This window comes from Telluria sp. LT1R51-2 (genome assembly GCF_059685775.1).
This window is the reverse complement of sequence record NZ_JCASIM010000001.1, coordinates 1,771,390-1,785,245: the sequence shown is the minus strand read 5'-3', so window position 1 is coordinate 1,785,245 and position 13,856 is coordinate 1,771,390. Positions and strand designations below refer to the sequence as shown.

Genomic DNA, 13,856 nt, shown 5'->3' with positions numbered 1-13,856 from the left:
GAACGATGCTGGCGCCCTCACGGCAGCGCGACGCCATCGATGACCTGCATGGCGGTCGGCACCACCACCTCCCACGCTGGCCCGACCGGTTGGCAACCGGGCTGCCTCGCACAAGCCATCGTCTTGAGTTCATTGACGATGGCGACATCGGCGCTGGCGACCGGTGTCGTGTCCTGACCCGCCTCCCATAGCATGCCCGATGACAACATGTAGAGCACGCCGTACACGTATGCCGGGCGCGCCGGCACCAGTACCCGCGCCAGGCTGGCGTCGAGAAAGGCGGCAAGCGGCATGGCGCCCTCGCCCCCGTCATCGATCGCTACCGGCTGAGCATCGGCGCCGTTCTTGCGATAGAAGCGAAAACTCATCTCGCTCCACTCGAACATCTCTTCGAGCGGCAGCAGCCGGCGCGAACCGGAACGCTGCCCGCCTGCGTGTTGCCACGCTGGATCAGGGGCGCCGGTCAGTGTTGCGCAATATTGCTGGATCAGATTCAGGCAGCCGCGCCGCAGTTCGTGCGCAGCGACCTGGTGCACGTCAAGGTGCGCCTGCCCGCCCTGCCCGCGGTATTCGGGAAAACCGGACGCCGAGCGCGCGGCGCACTGGGCGTCATAGCCAGCCATGACGGCGTTGTATGTCTGGATGCGCCACGCGTCCATGGTCGCTTCGGTCGGCATGCAGGTCACCGTGATGGTCACCATGGCCGATTGGCCGGCCTGGCCAGTCGCATCAGGCGGCGAGGCATTGGCCACGTCCGCACCGACTGCGATCGGCACGGTGTTGCCGCAGCCGCTCGCCATCGCCAGCGCAGCGTAGGGCGGGCTGAAGGTTTTGGTGCCAACCAGCACGGACGGCGCGGTCGTGCCAGCCCCGCAAATGGCATTGACCACGGCGAAGCCGGCGTAGTAGCCAGGCGGCACCGCCAACAGGCTCGACTCGCCGATGGCCAGCACTGCCGACACATAGCGCATTGCAACTGGTGGCGGAACGATGTCGCGTGCTCCATACCTGGCTGCAAGGCGCGCATAGTTATCGGTTGCGATATCGGCGAAATCGCCCATGCCCTCCGCCGCCGGCGGCGGCGCGCATGGCCCTGCGCGCTCGCCCAGGGCCACCTCGCGCCGGTACGCGGACGATGGCGCGGGCAGCACGAACTCGAGCATCAGACGCTGGCCGTAATTCACGACGCGTGCCTCATATACCTTGTTGACCCAGCGGTAAATGATGGTGCGATCGGCCATGCCCTGGCTGTTGTCGAGCGTGCTGCTATTGGTCTCGCTCGCCTCCTGCGTCAGGCTGCTGCTGCGCACGCTGTCGATGCCGCGGCGGATCCGGTGCACAGTCTGGTTCAGCACGTCTCGGGCGAATCGTGTCACGTCGTCCGCGTTCGGTCCCTGCTGGACGGTGGTCGTGACCGGCCCGCCGTTGATGGTTGCCACTGTCGGCGGGCCGTAGGTGGTGGCAAGGTTGGTATAGTTCTTGGTCGACGTTTTGGTGGCGATGGTCTTGACCGTTTCAGCCAGCAGATCGGCCCGGGTGGCGCCCGCCCGTGTCGCGAGGTCATCGGCGTCGGCCGTGGCGCTGGCAGCCATCTCGTGCTGCCGGCGCGAGCGGCGCCGGCTCACTTCCCTGCGCTCACCGCGCGCAATGTTATCGATCGCTGCAATATCGCCCGGGACGTGGCGCAGCAAACGCTGGCGCACCAGTTGCAGGTCGCCGATCGCATACGGTTCGATCCAGCCCTGCTCTGCCAGCGCCGGTGATGATGACGATGACGATGACGATGACAGCGTCGGTGTGGCGGGCAGGCCTGCCGGCGGTAGCGGGAACACGGCGCCGGGCAAGATCACCGAAGCCCCTGCGAGCTCGCGCAAGCCGCGCGCATCGAGGGGTGGCGCGCCAGTGGGCGGCGTCAGCACGTAGCGCAACGCATGCGCCGCCACCAGCAGCATGCTCATCTGCGGTAGCAACGCCGGTTCGCTCCACGGCGCAATCACCAGCGCAACATAGCTTTCCCAGATGCGTTCAAGGTCGCCCGCGTAAGTGTCGCTCCCAACCAGGCCGGGCGCGGTCTGTGCGGTCAGCGCTGCCGCCGCCTGAGCGGGCGCACCGTCGTACTGACGCAACCAGTCCGACAGCCGCATCAGCAAGGCAAACGTGCCGGCGTGCACATCCGTCTCGCTCACGAACTGGCCCTGGAACGGCGCCGATCCTTCGATGAAGTCGAGCGCGAGCGCTTCTCTGGCACGCCGGCTGGTGGCGCTGGCAAGCTGGGCAAACAGGCTGTCCTGTCGCGCAGCAGGCTGCAGCGGCACATAGCTGACGAAGCGCCGCGCCACATCAGTTGCACTGGCCAGTGGCCATGTGCGAATGTACATATAGGGGAACAAGACGCCGTCGCCGTCGTTCATCGGCTGCGGCCAAGGGTCAGGCGGATCCACAGGATCGACAGGGGCGACAGGGGCGACAGGATCGAACGGGTCGACAGGGTTGATCGGCAGGGGCGGACACGGGGGGACGTACGGATCGGGAAAACACGCCACCACGCCCTGTGCGTGCAGGGGGGGACTAACGCCGGCTGCCCCATAGCTGACGGCGGCCACCAGCACTATACCACCGGCGCCGTCCCGCTTCAGCACCAGTGTGCCATATGCGTAATAGCCCCCCGGGAAACGAATGGTGAATTCGGCCGTCTTGTCGCGCGCGACCTTCACCGTATCGTACTGTGCCGGCGCACGCGTGCAAAAGACGCGCACATCCGCCTTGAAGTCCCCGCAATTGGCACTGAAACCAAGGGCGCCGTCCGGCGTTGTCCACTCCTGTGTTGCTGCCTGTGCCATCGTTGTCTGCCTGTGTATGTGCTTGTGACGGCAGAACTATCAGCAGAAATCATGCCACCCCCTGCATGGGCAGCGCAGCCCTGCAACGCCCCGGCCCGCGGTGTAAAGCAGTGCGCCCGATGTGTCAACAGCGCGCTGTTGACATGTCAACGCACACCAGCGGCCAGCGGTCAGCGGCCGCCGGGCACTGGGCGAGGTCCGCTGTAATACCGTGTAATGCCATGTAATGGCCGGCTGCGCACACCGCCGCAATACTGGCTGCACGCTTCCAGTGAAAACGGATGCCAACCCGGCTGCGGCCGTACCTCACCCCCTGATCGGAGAACGATTATCATGTCGACCCCCTACAACCTGACCCTGAAAAACCAATCGGCGATGCCATGGACCTTCTATGTGTATCAGCAGGCCCCCAACCAGCAAAGCAGCAACGTATTCTCGCTGGCCTGGTTTGCCAGCCCGTTCACGATGGCACCGGGCACCCAGATTTCCTTCGACTGGCATATCGATTACGGCTTCGTGTGGGGCGCCACCGGCGAGGTGCGTCCTGGCATCACATTCAAGGCTTCTGATTGCGCGCCGGCTGGCCTCACGGACGACAACACGATCAAATTTTCGAATATCAACAACACGCCGGACTTCAGCCATCCGGCGACTGGCAACCCGTCGGGTTCCCTGGTGATCACCGACGCCTCGAATGTGCCGAACAGCACGTTCATGGTCGGCATCAGCATGAGCGGCGCCGGCACCTTCGTCACCCCGGCAGGCCCGAACCTGATCCACACCTTCACGCCGACCCCGACCTACTGGATCGCCGCCGGCACCGATGTACAGGTCGGCACCATCCTCGACATCACGACGATCAATCAGAACAAGATGATCGAGTTCCCGGTCAACACCTACGACGTGACGTACAGCCTGGGCCAGGACAACATCTGGGTGCAGGTCTGAGTATGGGGCGGCAATGCGCCGCCCCATGATGTTGTTGCTCACCGGAGGAAAACGACTATGCGCAGCACTTCGCGCTACACGGTGTGGTTCGTCAACCATTCGCTGCGCGCGGGCCAGGTGTGTGTTTATCACGACCTGGACAACGCTGCCTGCAACCAGGGTGGGTTGCGCCAGCTGGCCTGGCGCGTCGCGCCGGCCAATCCGCAGGTTCAGGTCGGGTTCGATTGGGAACCCGACTGGGAACTGCTCTGGTCTGACGCGACCGACGCCCAGGCACGCCAGTTCATCAAAGCGTCGATGTCACAGGGCAGCGCACTGCTACTGTCACGCAATGCCTATGGATGCGCATTCACGGCCCTGCCCGATCAGGCCACGCGCGGCCGGCTGACCGTTCAAAGCGACGCCAGTATCCCCACCGTCGGCACGGTTCGTGTCGGAATTGGCATGAATGGCGGCGGCGCGCTGGCCTTGCCGGCCGGTCCCAACCTGAGTACCGTCTTCACGCCCGTATCCGAGCGCGAGCTCACCTACTGGATCAGCTTCGGCGCCCATGGCCTGCGCGCTGGCGACCCGCTGGACACGGAATTGCTGAACGCGCCCCTGCGCTTTTGCTTTCCGGATCGCGTGACGACCATGACAGCCTTGCTCGATGCGCAGAACGTCTGGACCTTGCTGCCCGGACCACCTGCGAGCGGCGGCTGGATCGAGAGCAACGGCGCATGAATCATACCTGGTCCGTGCGACTGCAAAACGCGTCCGGCCGGCCGTGGACATTCTTCGTCTTTCAAAGGCCGCTCCACGACGACGGACGCATCGCTTCGCTGGCCTGGATCGCCAGCCCGAGCACGGTCGCCGACGGTGAGCACGCTACCCTGATGTGGGATGACGATATGGCGCTCATCTGGTGCACCCATGCTGAACACGATGCGCCGATGCCCTTCACGGCGGGCGGCCAGTACCCCGTCGATCGCGACGCCGAGCATGGGGTGCTGTTCAACCTGGATGACAATGCGCCGAATCTCGAACCTTGTGCGGCCGACCTGGCGCCAGGCCCCACCTGCCTCACGGTGGCCGCCAACGTCCCCAATAATGTGTACGGAATTGGCATAAAAATGGATGGTGCGAGAGCCTTGATGACCATGGCGCTGCTGGCCCAGCGCTATGACTTCGCACCGTGCTTCTGGATCGGCGCCGGCCACGACATCGTGCCCGGGCAGATCCTGACCCCTGCCACGACCGGACCGTGCATGCAGCTGCAATTTGCTGCCAATGTGCATGCCTGCAGTTTCACGCTGAACGACCAGGATCAATGGCAACCAGTGCAGGGTATGGCCCTTGACGCCGGACACAGCATCCATGTGAACGGTCACGCTTCACAAGTACCGCTGGCCGCCATGCCTCCCATGATGCCAGTGAGCAGCATCCCTATATCGACTGAGTCCCAACCCGTTCAGCTCCATACGCGCCTCGCGCTGGGCTTCGACACCGACACTCCGCTCACCGCCGCCAGCGCCGCGCACTACGCGGCGGCAGGCTATGTATTTTGCCTGCGCTACATCGCACGCGGGGCCCTGCCGCACAGGGGCGACCTCGACGCTGCCGAAGCCCGGCTCATTGGCGCCGCCGGCCTGGGCCTGATGCCCGTGCAGCATGTTGCCGCGCAGTGGCTGCCGACGGCCGCGCTGGGCAGCGAGCAAGGCGAAAATGCGGGCCGCCACGCACACGCCGCACACGTGCCGCCCGGAATCAATGTGTGGCTCGACCTGGAAGACGTCGATCGGCAAGCCCACAGTGCCGATATCGTCGCTTATTGCCAAAGCTGGTACGACGCCGTCGCGCATGCAGGCTACGCGCCCGGCCTCTACGTCGGCGCCAATTGCGGACTGCACGCGCAGCAGCTGGAAGCGCTGCCGTTCGAGCATTACTGGAAATCGATGAGCGACGTGCCCGAGATTCCCTCGCGTGGCTATCAGATGGTTCAGATGCGCCAGGCAGGAGAAGTCGACGTTGACTGGGCCGGCGCCGACGCTCTGGGCGGCATGCCGGTGTGGTGGAAACAGACGCCGTGACGCCGGGGACGGCGTCCGTAGCCGCGTCACAGGCGGCGCGTGTAATGCCGTGTAATGGACGGGGAACGCACCTGCGCCGAGGATGCATGAACGCTCAACAGCGTGTCTGGTTCTACATTCCAACTTAAGGAGTTCACAATGAAACCCAACCTCTCGCAGAAGCAGTTCCGGCAGTTCGACCTGAGCGATGCCCACCTTGACGAACTGGCAGACACCCATAAAGGTCTGGTTGAACTGTTCATGGACAATGAGCACGCAGGTCACGACCACCGTGTCCTTGGCATCGGACTGGCGGAGAATCCCTATGCCACCGGGCGTGACGACCGCTTGGTCTTCGTCATGCTGGTCGACAGCCTGACCCCGCGTGCCCGGCTGCGCCTGCCAACCCTCACGCCGATCGGGGTGCGCATTCATCGCCAGGAAGTGGGAAGCATCGTCGCGCTCGGCTCGCCGCCCCTGGCCGCGCCGACACCGGCACAAGCCAGCATGGCGGCGAAGGACACGTCGCCCCCGCCGCCCGGCACGGCAACCTATCGCAGCAGCCACCGGCCGGTGCCGGGTGGCGTGTCGATCGGCCCCAGCAGCGACGAGCATGTGTACTCGGGCACCCTGGGTTGCGAAGTCTTTACGAGCAACGGCAAGGCCATCCAAAAATATATCCTGAGCAATAACCACGTCCTGGCCGATTGCAACAGGCTGCCACCGGGCTCCCATTTCACTCAGCCGTCAAAACAGGACGGTGGCACTGATGCCGATCGCGTAGCCACCCTGAGCCATGTTGTACAGCTGGCAGCACCCGGCGGCACTTCGCCCGTCGATGCTGCGATCGCTGCCTGTGACACCGTCCATCATACCCCGCGCATTCAGCGCGACAACGACACCCAGGCCCTGGGCGACGGCATCACGCCAGTCAGTATCAGCCTGCCGGTGCAAAAGAGCGGACGTACGACCGGACACACGCTGGGCAGCATCGCCCAGCTTGCCTTGACAGTACGCGTGACGTATCTTGGCTATGGCGAGGTCACGATCCAGAACGCATTTGCGATCGTCGGCAGCGGCACGAAGGCAGTGTTTGCCGACTTGGGTGACAGCGGTTCGTTAGTGACAGACAAAGCCGCCAACAGCCCGGTCGGCCTGCTGTTCGCGACCACCACTGCCGGTACGCCGATGACCTTTGCCAATGACATCCAGGCCGTGCTCGATCATCTCGGCACAGTCGTGGGCAGCACCGTGTCCATCTTGTATTCCTGAGACAGGCAGAACCCGCCATGGCCGATATCGAAGCAGTTCTTGAACAACACACGGCTGCGTTGCTGCAGATACCCGGCGTGTTGGGTGTCGGCCTTGGGGTCACGGACAGCATGACTTCCGTGGTGGTGCTGGTCTCGAAGTTGACACCGGAGCTCGAGTACCTTGTGCTGGAGATGACTGCCCCGGCTCCTGTTCAGTTGCAGGCAGTCGGTGGCATTCAGGCGGCCAATGATTCGTGACATCAGTGTGATCCCGGCTATCGCGTCGTTTTCCAATGCGGTATTGCGTACGTGGCGTATAAACGCTTCCCGCTTCCCGCTTCCCGCTCCCCGCCTCCCGATCAAGGCCGATTCGGCTTGACGGGTCACGGTCGATCCAGGTACGCACCGGTAGTAGTACCAGGTTTCGTAATTTCTGGAGTTCCGGTTTAGGCGTTTTTTCTCTGCCCGGTCATATCACTCAAGCTTTGCAGATAGAACGCGTGCCATTGAAACTTGTTTGCCGCGACGAACGTCCCCTCCTTCTGCTTGCGCCATATGGTCAGGAGACAGCCGCCCCCTTTCCTGGTCGCGGGTTTTTAAGCCATTGGTTTTGCTGTAGTCGAAAATGTTGATTTTTTGGGTTCTTGTAATTTATATGTTGGTTAGTTACCTTTTATGGTAATGTGAACCATCTCCACCTCACCCGATCGTCCATGCCTACACGAACTTCATGGGACCGTGATCCAATCAGCGCATTCAGGGACTTGGTCGCTACCACGGCCTTCGCCGAAACCGGCCGGCGCTTGCCCGCCGATGGCACGCTGCGCATCCCGTCAGCAGCATCGGCGAAGATCTACAACTTCATGTTCGCCAACGTCGCTGGCTGGATGCTTGAACAGGGTCTCACCTTCTCGACAGTCACCCACACCGACCTCGCCCGTTTCATCGCCCGCACGGTTAAGGGAAAGCTCATCCTCAACAGCAAGATCGCCTACCGCTATCTGCGTCTTCTGGAGCGCTGCTATGAGTACCTCGACGTCAACCCCAACCCGGCGCAGCTGGCGATTCTCCACATCGACCGCGCCCACATGACGCGGGATGACGCCGGCCGCACATTGTCCGACGAACAGCTGGTGCGATTCTTCGCAGCCCTGCCAGCCGAGGCGCCAATGCGCCGCACCAGTACGCCGTTCGAGGGCTGGAAACGCCGGCGCGATCGCGCTATGCAGGTCGTCATCGCACTGGCGGGGTTGCGCGTATCGGAAGCGATCGGCTTGCTGATGTCAGAGATCGGCCGCCAGCAGGCGCTCGACGGCTCGATCGTGCTGACGATCACGCCGGACGAAAAGCACGACACGAGCCACGAACACACGATCACCCTCCCCCGCGACGGCGCCGATGAGCTGCTGCCGTGGCTTGCCGAGCGCGAGACGCTGGCCATCCCTGGCCAGTTCGTGTTCCCGGCCAATGCAGCCGGCGCCAGGATGACGAGAAAAACGGTCTACGTGCAGATGCGCGCGACGTTCGAGCGCGCCGGGATGGATCTGGCGCGCTCGGGCGGACGCACGCTGCGCAATACGTTCGCCAAGCAGCAACTCGATAACGGCGCGAGTCCTGACGAGCTCAAGGATGTGCTGGGTCTGGCGCTCGAGCGCTCTGCGGCGGACTACAAGCTCACGCGGGTCAAGCCGGATCCCGGCGAAAGCAAGGATGACAAAGGCTGAGCAACCGGCTCACTGTTTTTCCCCGGCCACCCTGCCGCCAGCAGTGGCGTGACGGTCGCGTGCAACGATCCGGCCAATGTCGATGGCATCGGCCATCCTTCGATACCCGGCATCGCCCGGATGCAGGTGGTCGCCCGAATCAAACCGGGCTTGCATGCGCTGCGGTCGCTTCGGATCACGCAGCACTGCGTCGAAATCGACGACCGCATCGAAGATGCCGGCGCGCCGGATCCAGTCATTCAAGCGCTCGCGCAACGCGTCTTTCTGCGGGCTGTAATGCCCGGCAGACGGCGTTCCCTCCAATGCGCCCTCGAATGGCGGCAGCGTGCCCACCGTGATGCGGATTCGCCTCGCATGGGCGGTGGCTGCAAGCTGGCGAAAGCCTGCCGTCAAATCATCCAGCGTCACCATCACTTCGTCCGGCGCGAACGGGCTGCCGGGCCAGCCGATATCATTGATACCCAGCAGGGCGATCACGTCCGACACCCCGGGCTGACCCAGCACATCCTGATCGAATCGCGCCAGCGCGCTCTCGCCCATGCCATCTTTGAGAAGCCGCGCGCCCGAAATGCCTGCATTGGCCACGGCGATGCCGTGCGGCGCCAGCCGGCCCGCAAGGAAATCGGGCCAGCGCCGATTCGCATCGGGCGTCGATCCATTGCCGTCGGTAATGGAGTCGCCCAGCGCCACCACCGTGCGTGCATCCGGTAATGCGTCGACCAGCACGGCACTAAGAAACAAGCGCCCGTCCACCCGCGCCGCGTCCGAAAAATCTGCCACCTGCCCGGCTTTGCCGGCAACGACGCTGATATGCTGCGACGCGCCCCAGTGGAACCCGCTCACTGCGGTCCTGGTCGGCAGATACGTCGTGACCTGCAGCAGCGACAGCGGCGCCACCGGCAACGCAATCGGATCACTCGTGACCGTCGCGCCTGGCGCAATCGCCACCTGCAACGCGCCTGCAAATGTCACGGTGTGCATCATCACGCTGACAGCACCGATATCGAGCGGGACTTTGCCATAGCGATTGGAGAACACCAGCTTGATGCGATCCCCGCCGGCACTGATGCGAACGGATTCGCGCACGGTCTGATCGTCCAGGAACGCGGGAACGTTCATCGGCAGGACGAACTTGCTGTCCCAGCCCGGTTGGGGTGCGGCATACCACGACGTTACCCAATGCGTTCGTGTATCGGCTGCAAATGTGTTGCCTGCAAGGGTCATTACGATCCAGAGTGCTGCGGCGTGACGGTGGTGGTTCATGGCGATCCTCGTTGATGGAAGGCCCACGATAGGTCATTCGAATACCTGCTGGAAGATGGTAAAGTCGAACATTACTTATTCCATTCAAGAATACCCCGATGGACACCCTCAGGGCCATGCGCACTTTCGTACGAACACTGGAACTGGGCAGCCTGTCCCTGGCAGCGCGCGAACTCGGCACCACGCAGCCGACGGTCAGCAAACTGCTGGCCCAGCTCGAGCAGCATCTGGCCGTGCGGCTGTTCCAGCGCAGCACCAAGGGCTTGTCGCCAACCGAACAGGGGCGCCAGTTCTACCTCGATGCCAAACTGGTGCTCGACGGGTTCGACGCCGCCGTCGGCACTGTCCAGGGCATGGACGGCCAGGTGTCGGGGCTGCTGCGCATCAATGCGCCGGTGGGCCTGGGACAATTCAGGATCAACGCGATCGTCGCGCGGTTTCTGGCGGCGCATCCGGCCGTGGAGGTCGAACTGGTACTGGACGATCGCTACATCGATATGGTCGCGGAAGGCGTGGATATCGCTTTCCGGCTTGGCGGACCGCTGCCGCCGGATGTCACTGGGCGCCACCTGGCCACGATCCCGCGCTGTCTGGCGGCCTCGCCCGCATATCTGCAGGAACGCGGCGTGCCGCAGCAGCCGGCCGACCTGGCCAGCCATGACGTCGTGCGCTTTGCCTGGACGCCCGGTACGACGCTCGATTTGCACCGTGGCAACGAGACAATTCGCGTGCCGGTACGCAGCCGGTACCGCGTCAACAACGCCCTGGCGATCCGGGAAGCGCTCGTGCTTGGCAGCGGCATCGGCGTCTGTCCCGATTGGCTGATCCACGATCTGTTAAAGCGTGCAGAACTGGTGCAGGTGTTGCCAGGCTGGGCCGCCCGCCACCAGGACTTGTACGTGCTGACGCCGTCACGCCGCTATCAGCCGCTGCGCGTGAAGACGTTCATCGATTTCACGGTAGAACAATGCAGGCAGCTCGGCGGGTTTCATGTCGCGATACCGGCAAACGGCAAGCACACCCCACCGTCATTGCCGGTATGACGGCAGCGCAATCTGGTCTGACGCACGCGCGAACCCGTTGTTGATCAGCTTTTTCACCAGCGGCGAACCGGCCACGCGCATCGTGCGCTGCAAGAACGCCAGCCCGAAACGCGTATGCGGCCACAGGATACGGGGCACGACCCTTGGCAGGCACTGGCCTTTCTTCACATAGGGTCGCATGATGCGCTCGTAGGCGCCAAATGCTGCCGCGGGGTTTGCACCGTTGGCCAGTTCGCCAGCAATCACGTAACCACCGATCATGGCCAGCGAGGTGCCGATACCCGTGAGTGGCGTCGGGCACCAGGCCGCATCGCCCACCAGCGCCACGCGGCTGGCGCACCAGCGCGGCATGCGAACTTGCCGCAGTACGTCGAAATAAAAGTCGTCGACCGTTTTCATGGCCTCGAGAATGCGAGGGAACTCCCAGCCATCGTGCGCACATTGCTGCTCGATGAATTTGCGCTGCTGCGCGGCATCCCAATGGTGTTCGTCCTCGGGCTTCTTGTGCACGCCGACGTACGCGCCGAGCTTGCCGTCACGCGCGGGTTTCAGCGTTGTCCCTCGGCCACCGACGGTGTTGTATTGCCGGGCATACGGCCCGTCCTGCGGCGTGGCCGGAATACTGAAATAGGCGATCGTCAAATGCATCCAGCGCGGCTTGTTCTCGCCCGGGAACACGAGTTCCCGCGTACTCGAACCAACGCCTTCGGCAACGACCACGGCATCGTAGCGCCCCGTGCGGCCGCTATCGAAGGTCACGTCGACGCCGTTCGCATCCTGCACGACACGCGCAATATGATCCCCGAAGCGAACGTTGACGCGTTCACGGACGGCGTCATGGATGATGCGTGCCAGGTCGCCGCGGCGGATTTCCAGTTCGGCCGTCGGGCCGTTGTCCGTGGTTGAGTCGGCCGCCTCGAAGCGCGCGATCACGCTATTGTCTTCGCGCACCCAGTCCGTGCCCTTCTCTTTCGTGCTGCGTTCGAAGGCGGCGGCTTCGAGTCCCATCTTGCGCAGCACCTCGCGCGCGTTGCCACGTACATCGACGTTCTGGCCACCATCACGGAAAGCGGGCGCGCGTTCGACCAGTTCGACCTCGACGCCATACTGCGTTAGCCACCAGGCGGCGGTGTTGCCGGCGACGCTCGCGCCGGTGATCAAGATGCGTTGCACCATCAGAACCTCCCACTGAAAAAAATACATCATAGATGATATTAATTTTTCGTGGTGTCTTCCAGATTTGCAATCAGTTTGACCAGCAGGCCCACCAGCAGCGCCGCCTCGCCGTCGCTGAACCCGGCCACGCCCCTGGCATTGACATCGAGCAGCACCGTGCGGCCGATCGTCGCGCCGGCACGACCTGCATCGGTCAGGCTGACGGCGGCCGCGCGCTTGTCCGCTGCCACGACCTGCCGTTTGATCATCCCCATCGCTTCAAGCTTGTCGAGCAGCGCCACCATCGCGGGTTGCTTGATGGCCGATGCGCGGACCATGTCACGCTGCAGCATTGGCCCTTTCCATGACAGCAGGAGCAACGGGCCGATCAGCGCCAGTGTCAGACCATGGGGGCGCAGGCCATCGTCCACCGCACGGTTGAACACGCGCGCGGCGTGATTGGCCAGATAGCCGGGCGCGACTGCGGCTTCCGGATGAATCTCGATCTCCGATGACATCTGCGTTCCTCAGGTTGCCGCAGGCGTGATGAACGCCGACAGGCGCACCTGCCCGAATTCACGCAGCAGCGTACCGGCCGCCTGGGCCATGGCCACTTCAAGCGCGCCGTTGATCGCCTGCTCCTGCGGGCAACCCGGATGATCGACATTCGCGCCGATCGCGAAGATCACGGGTTCTTCCAGCGCCTGGTACACATCGAGCACCGTGATGTCTTCGGGATTGACGGCCAGGACCCAGCCGCCATTACGTCCGGAGGTCGAATTCACATACCCGGCCGCGCGCAGTCCGCCCATCATGCGGCGCACAAGCACGGGATTGGTATTAAGCATGACCGCAAGTTCCTCGGAACTCGTGGTGTTCGTGCGACCGTGAATATGGCTCAGGACGTGCAGCATGCGCGCCAGTCTGAAATCTGCTCTCATTGTTAAAATCCTCCTGGCGCCATGATACCGAAACTTCAGGAGTATCGATATCGGCGCAACTTGACCGCAATTCGTCGAGTTTCAGTTTGGAGGCCGTGGTTGGACGTGCGTGTGGTAACGCACCCTGCTATTACGGCACATGCGCTATGCTCAAACCACATTACATTACGAAAGCAACCATGTCCCTGAATAACGCTGTCGTCTGGCTCGACCATACTAAAGCCCAAGTCATCCACTTCGACAAGAACGCGTCGGAATCGGAATCGATGAAAACGCACTCGACCCACCCGCATCCTCACCAGAAGCATGGTGACAACCATGTCAACGGAGACGACAACACGCTGTTCTACAAGGACATCGCTGCTGCCCTGACCGACAGCGAGCAGATCCTGGTGGTCGGCCCGGCCGAAGAAAAGACCGCGTTCGTCTCCTATCTGACGAGCAAGATGCCGGCGATTGCCGACAAGATCAAGGCGGTCGAGACCGTGGATCACCCGTCGGAAGGCCAGTTGCTGGCCTACGCACGCGAGCATTTCATCAGCAGCGGCGGCATGCAGTAAATCGCTGACAGTCATTCAGCGCCAGCGCGCGATGAACCCGCTTGCCAATACGGCATAGCGGGTTTTTTAACGTCTGCGCAT

13 protein-coding genes are annotated in these 13,856 nt (G+C 63.1%); 8 read left to right on the top strand and 5 right to left on the bottom strand.

What is annotated here, in order from left to right; translation table 11 throughout:
- Nucleotides 1–17: 17 nt before the first annotated feature.
- Nucleotides 18–2,840 (bottom strand): hypothetical protein, encoded by a 2,823-nt coding sequence (locus tag AC56LH_RS07945; RefSeq protein WP_499645440.1) that lies wholly within the window; start codon nucleotides 2,838–2,840, stop codon nucleotides 18–20.
- A gap of 333 nt (nucleotides 2,841–3,173) precedes the next feature.
- On the opposite strand from AC56LH_RS07945, the gene AC56LH_RS07940 reads away from it, so the two are divergent.
- From AC56LH_RS07940 to AC56LH_RS07915, 6 genes are all read left to right on the top strand, one after another.
- Nucleotides 3,174–3,788, top strand: coding sequence for a RhiA family protein (locus AC56LH_RS07940; RefSeq protein ID WP_499645439.1), 615 nt, complete (start codon nucleotides 3,174–3,176; stop codon nucleotides 3,786–3,788).
- Nucleotides 3,789–3,845: 57 nt separating this feature from the next.
- Nucleotides 3,846–4,511 (top strand): RhiA family protein, encoded by a 666-nt coding sequence (locus AC56LH_RS07935; protein ID WP_499645438.1) that lies wholly within the window; start codon nucleotides 3,846–3,848, stop codon nucleotides 4,509–4,511.
- A complete protein-coding gene (locus AC56LH_RS07930) occupies nucleotides 4,508–5,857 on the top strand; it encodes a DUF1906 domain-containing protein (RefSeq protein ID WP_499645437.1) in 1,350 nt (449 codons plus the stop codon). Before AC56LH_RS07935 ends, AC56LH_RS07930 begins: the two co-directional genes overlap by 4 nt.
- A 138-nt stretch (nucleotides 5,858–5,995) precedes the next feature.
- Entirely contained in the window at nucleotides 5,996–7,108 is a 1,113-nt protein-coding gene (locus AC56LH_RS07925; RefSeq protein ID WP_499645436.1) for a chymotrypsin family serine protease, read from the top strand.
- 17 nt (nucleotides 7,109–7,125) lie between these two features.
- Entirely contained in the window at nucleotides 7,126–7,347 is a 222-nt protein-coding gene (locus AC56LH_RS07920) for a hypothetical protein (RefSeq protein ID WP_499645435.1), read from the top strand.
- Nucleotides 7,348–7,853: 506 nt separating this feature from the next.
- The gene (locus tag AC56LH_RS07915) at nucleotides 7,854–8,813 is read left to right on the top strand and encodes a tyrosine-type recombinase/integrase (RefSeq protein ID WP_499645434.1); all 960 of its coding nucleotides are present in this window, start codon (nucleotides 7,854–7,856) and stop codon (nucleotides 8,811–8,813) included.
- Nucleotides 8,814–8,822: 9 nt separating this feature from the next.
- Here AC56LH_RS07915 and AC56LH_RS07910 read toward each other — a convergent pair whose 3' ends face one another.
- Entirely contained in the window at nucleotides 8,823–10,076 is a 1,254-nt protein-coding gene (locus tag AC56LH_RS07910) for an SGNH/GDSL hydrolase family protein (protein ID WP_499645433.1), read from the bottom strand.
- 98 nt (nucleotides 10,077–10,174) lie between these two features.
- Between AC56LH_RS07910 and AC56LH_RS07905 the strand changes: the two genes are divergently transcribed.
- Nucleotides 10,175–11,119 (top strand): LysR family transcriptional regulator, encoded by a 945-nt coding sequence (locus tag AC56LH_RS07905; protein WP_499645432.1) that lies wholly within the window; start codon nucleotides 10,175–10,177, stop codon nucleotides 11,117–11,119.
- On the opposite strand, the gene AC56LH_RS07900 is transcribed toward AC56LH_RS07905, so the two are convergent.
- Genes AC56LH_RS07900 through AC56LH_RS07890 form a run of 3 tightly spaced genes read right to left on the bottom strand, consistent with a single transcriptional unit; the run spans nucleotide 11,105 to nucleotide 13,215 of the window.
- Nucleotides 11,105–12,295, bottom strand: coding sequence for an FAD-dependent monooxygenase (locus tag AC56LH_RS07900; RefSeq protein ID WP_499645431.1), 1,191 nt, complete (start codon nucleotides 12,293–12,295; stop codon nucleotides 11,105–11,107). The two genes, AC56LH_RS07905 and AC56LH_RS07900, sit on opposite strands and share 15 nt — an antisense overlap.
- A gap of 38 nt (nucleotides 12,296–12,333) precedes the next feature.
- A complete protein-coding gene (locus AC56LH_RS07895) occupies nucleotides 12,334–12,792 on the bottom strand; it encodes a MarR family winged helix-turn-helix transcriptional regulator (protein WP_499645430.1) in 459 nt (152 codons plus the stop codon).
- A gap of 9 nt (nucleotides 12,793–12,801) precedes the next feature.
- Nucleotides 12,802–13,215, bottom strand: a complete 414-nt coding sequence (locus AC56LH_RS07890; RefSeq protein ID WP_499645429.1) for an Rrf2 family transcriptional regulator — start codon at nucleotides 13,213–13,215, stop codon at nucleotides 12,802–12,804.
- 179 nt (nucleotides 13,216–13,394) lie between these two features.
- On the opposite strand from AC56LH_RS07890, the gene AC56LH_RS07885 reads away from it, so the two are divergent.
- Complete coding sequence (locus AC56LH_RS07885; protein ID WP_499645428.1) at nucleotides 13,395–13,775, top strand: translational machinery protein; 381 nt, start codon at nucleotides 13,395–13,397, stop codon at nucleotides 13,773–13,775.
- The last annotated feature ends 81 nt before the right edge of the window (nucleotides 13,776–13,856 follow it).

Bases quoted from the DNA above. Each gene is read 5' to 3' on its own strand.
- AC56LH_RS07920 (WP_499645435.1), top strand. From the start codon at position 7,126: ATGGCCGATATCGAAGCAGTTCTTGAACAACACACGGCTGCGTTGCTG.
- AC56LH_RS07895 (WP_499645430.1), bottom strand. From the start codon at position 12,792: ATGTCATCGGAGATCGAGATTCATCCGGAAGCCGCAGTCGCGCCCGGC.
- AC56LH_RS07925 (WP_499645436.1), top strand. From the start codon at position 5,996: ATGAAACCCAACCTCTCGCAGAAGCAGTTCCGGCAGTTCGACCTGAGC.
- AC56LH_RS07890 (WP_499645429.1), bottom strand. From the start codon at position 13,215: ATGAGAGCAGATTTCAGACTGGCGCGCATGCTGCACGTCCTGAGCCAT.
- AC56LH_RS07905 (WP_499645432.1), top strand. From the start codon at position 10,175: ATGGACACCCTCAGGGCCATGCGCACTTTCGTACGAACACTGGAACTG.
- AC56LH_RS07910 (WP_499645433.1), bottom strand. From the start codon at position 10,076: ATGAACCACCACCGTCACGCCGCAGCACTCTGGATCGTAATGACCCTT.
- AC56LH_RS07940 (WP_499645439.1), top strand. From the start codon at position 3,174: ATGTCGACCCCCTACAACCTGACCCTGAAAAACCAATCGGCGATGCCA.
- AC56LH_RS07945 (WP_499645440.1), bottom strand. From the start codon at position 2,840: ATGGCACAGGCAGCAACACAGGAGTGGACAACGCCGGACGGCGCCCTT.
- AC56LH_RS07935 (WP_499645438.1), top strand. From the start codon at position 3,846: ATGCGCAGCACTTCGCGCTACACGGTGTGGTTCGTCAACCATTCGCTG.
- AC56LH_RS07900 (WP_499645431.1), bottom strand. From the start codon at position 12,295: ATGGTGCAACGCATCTTGATCACCGGCGCGAGCGTCGCCGGCAACACC.
- AC56LH_RS07885 (WP_499645428.1), top strand. From the start codon at position 13,395: ATGTCCCTGAATAACGCTGTCGTCTGGCTCGACCATACTAAAGCCCAA.
- AC56LH_RS07930 (WP_499645437.1), top strand. From the start codon at position 4,508: ATGAATCATACCTGGTCCGTGCGACTGCAAAACGCGTCCGGCCGGCCG.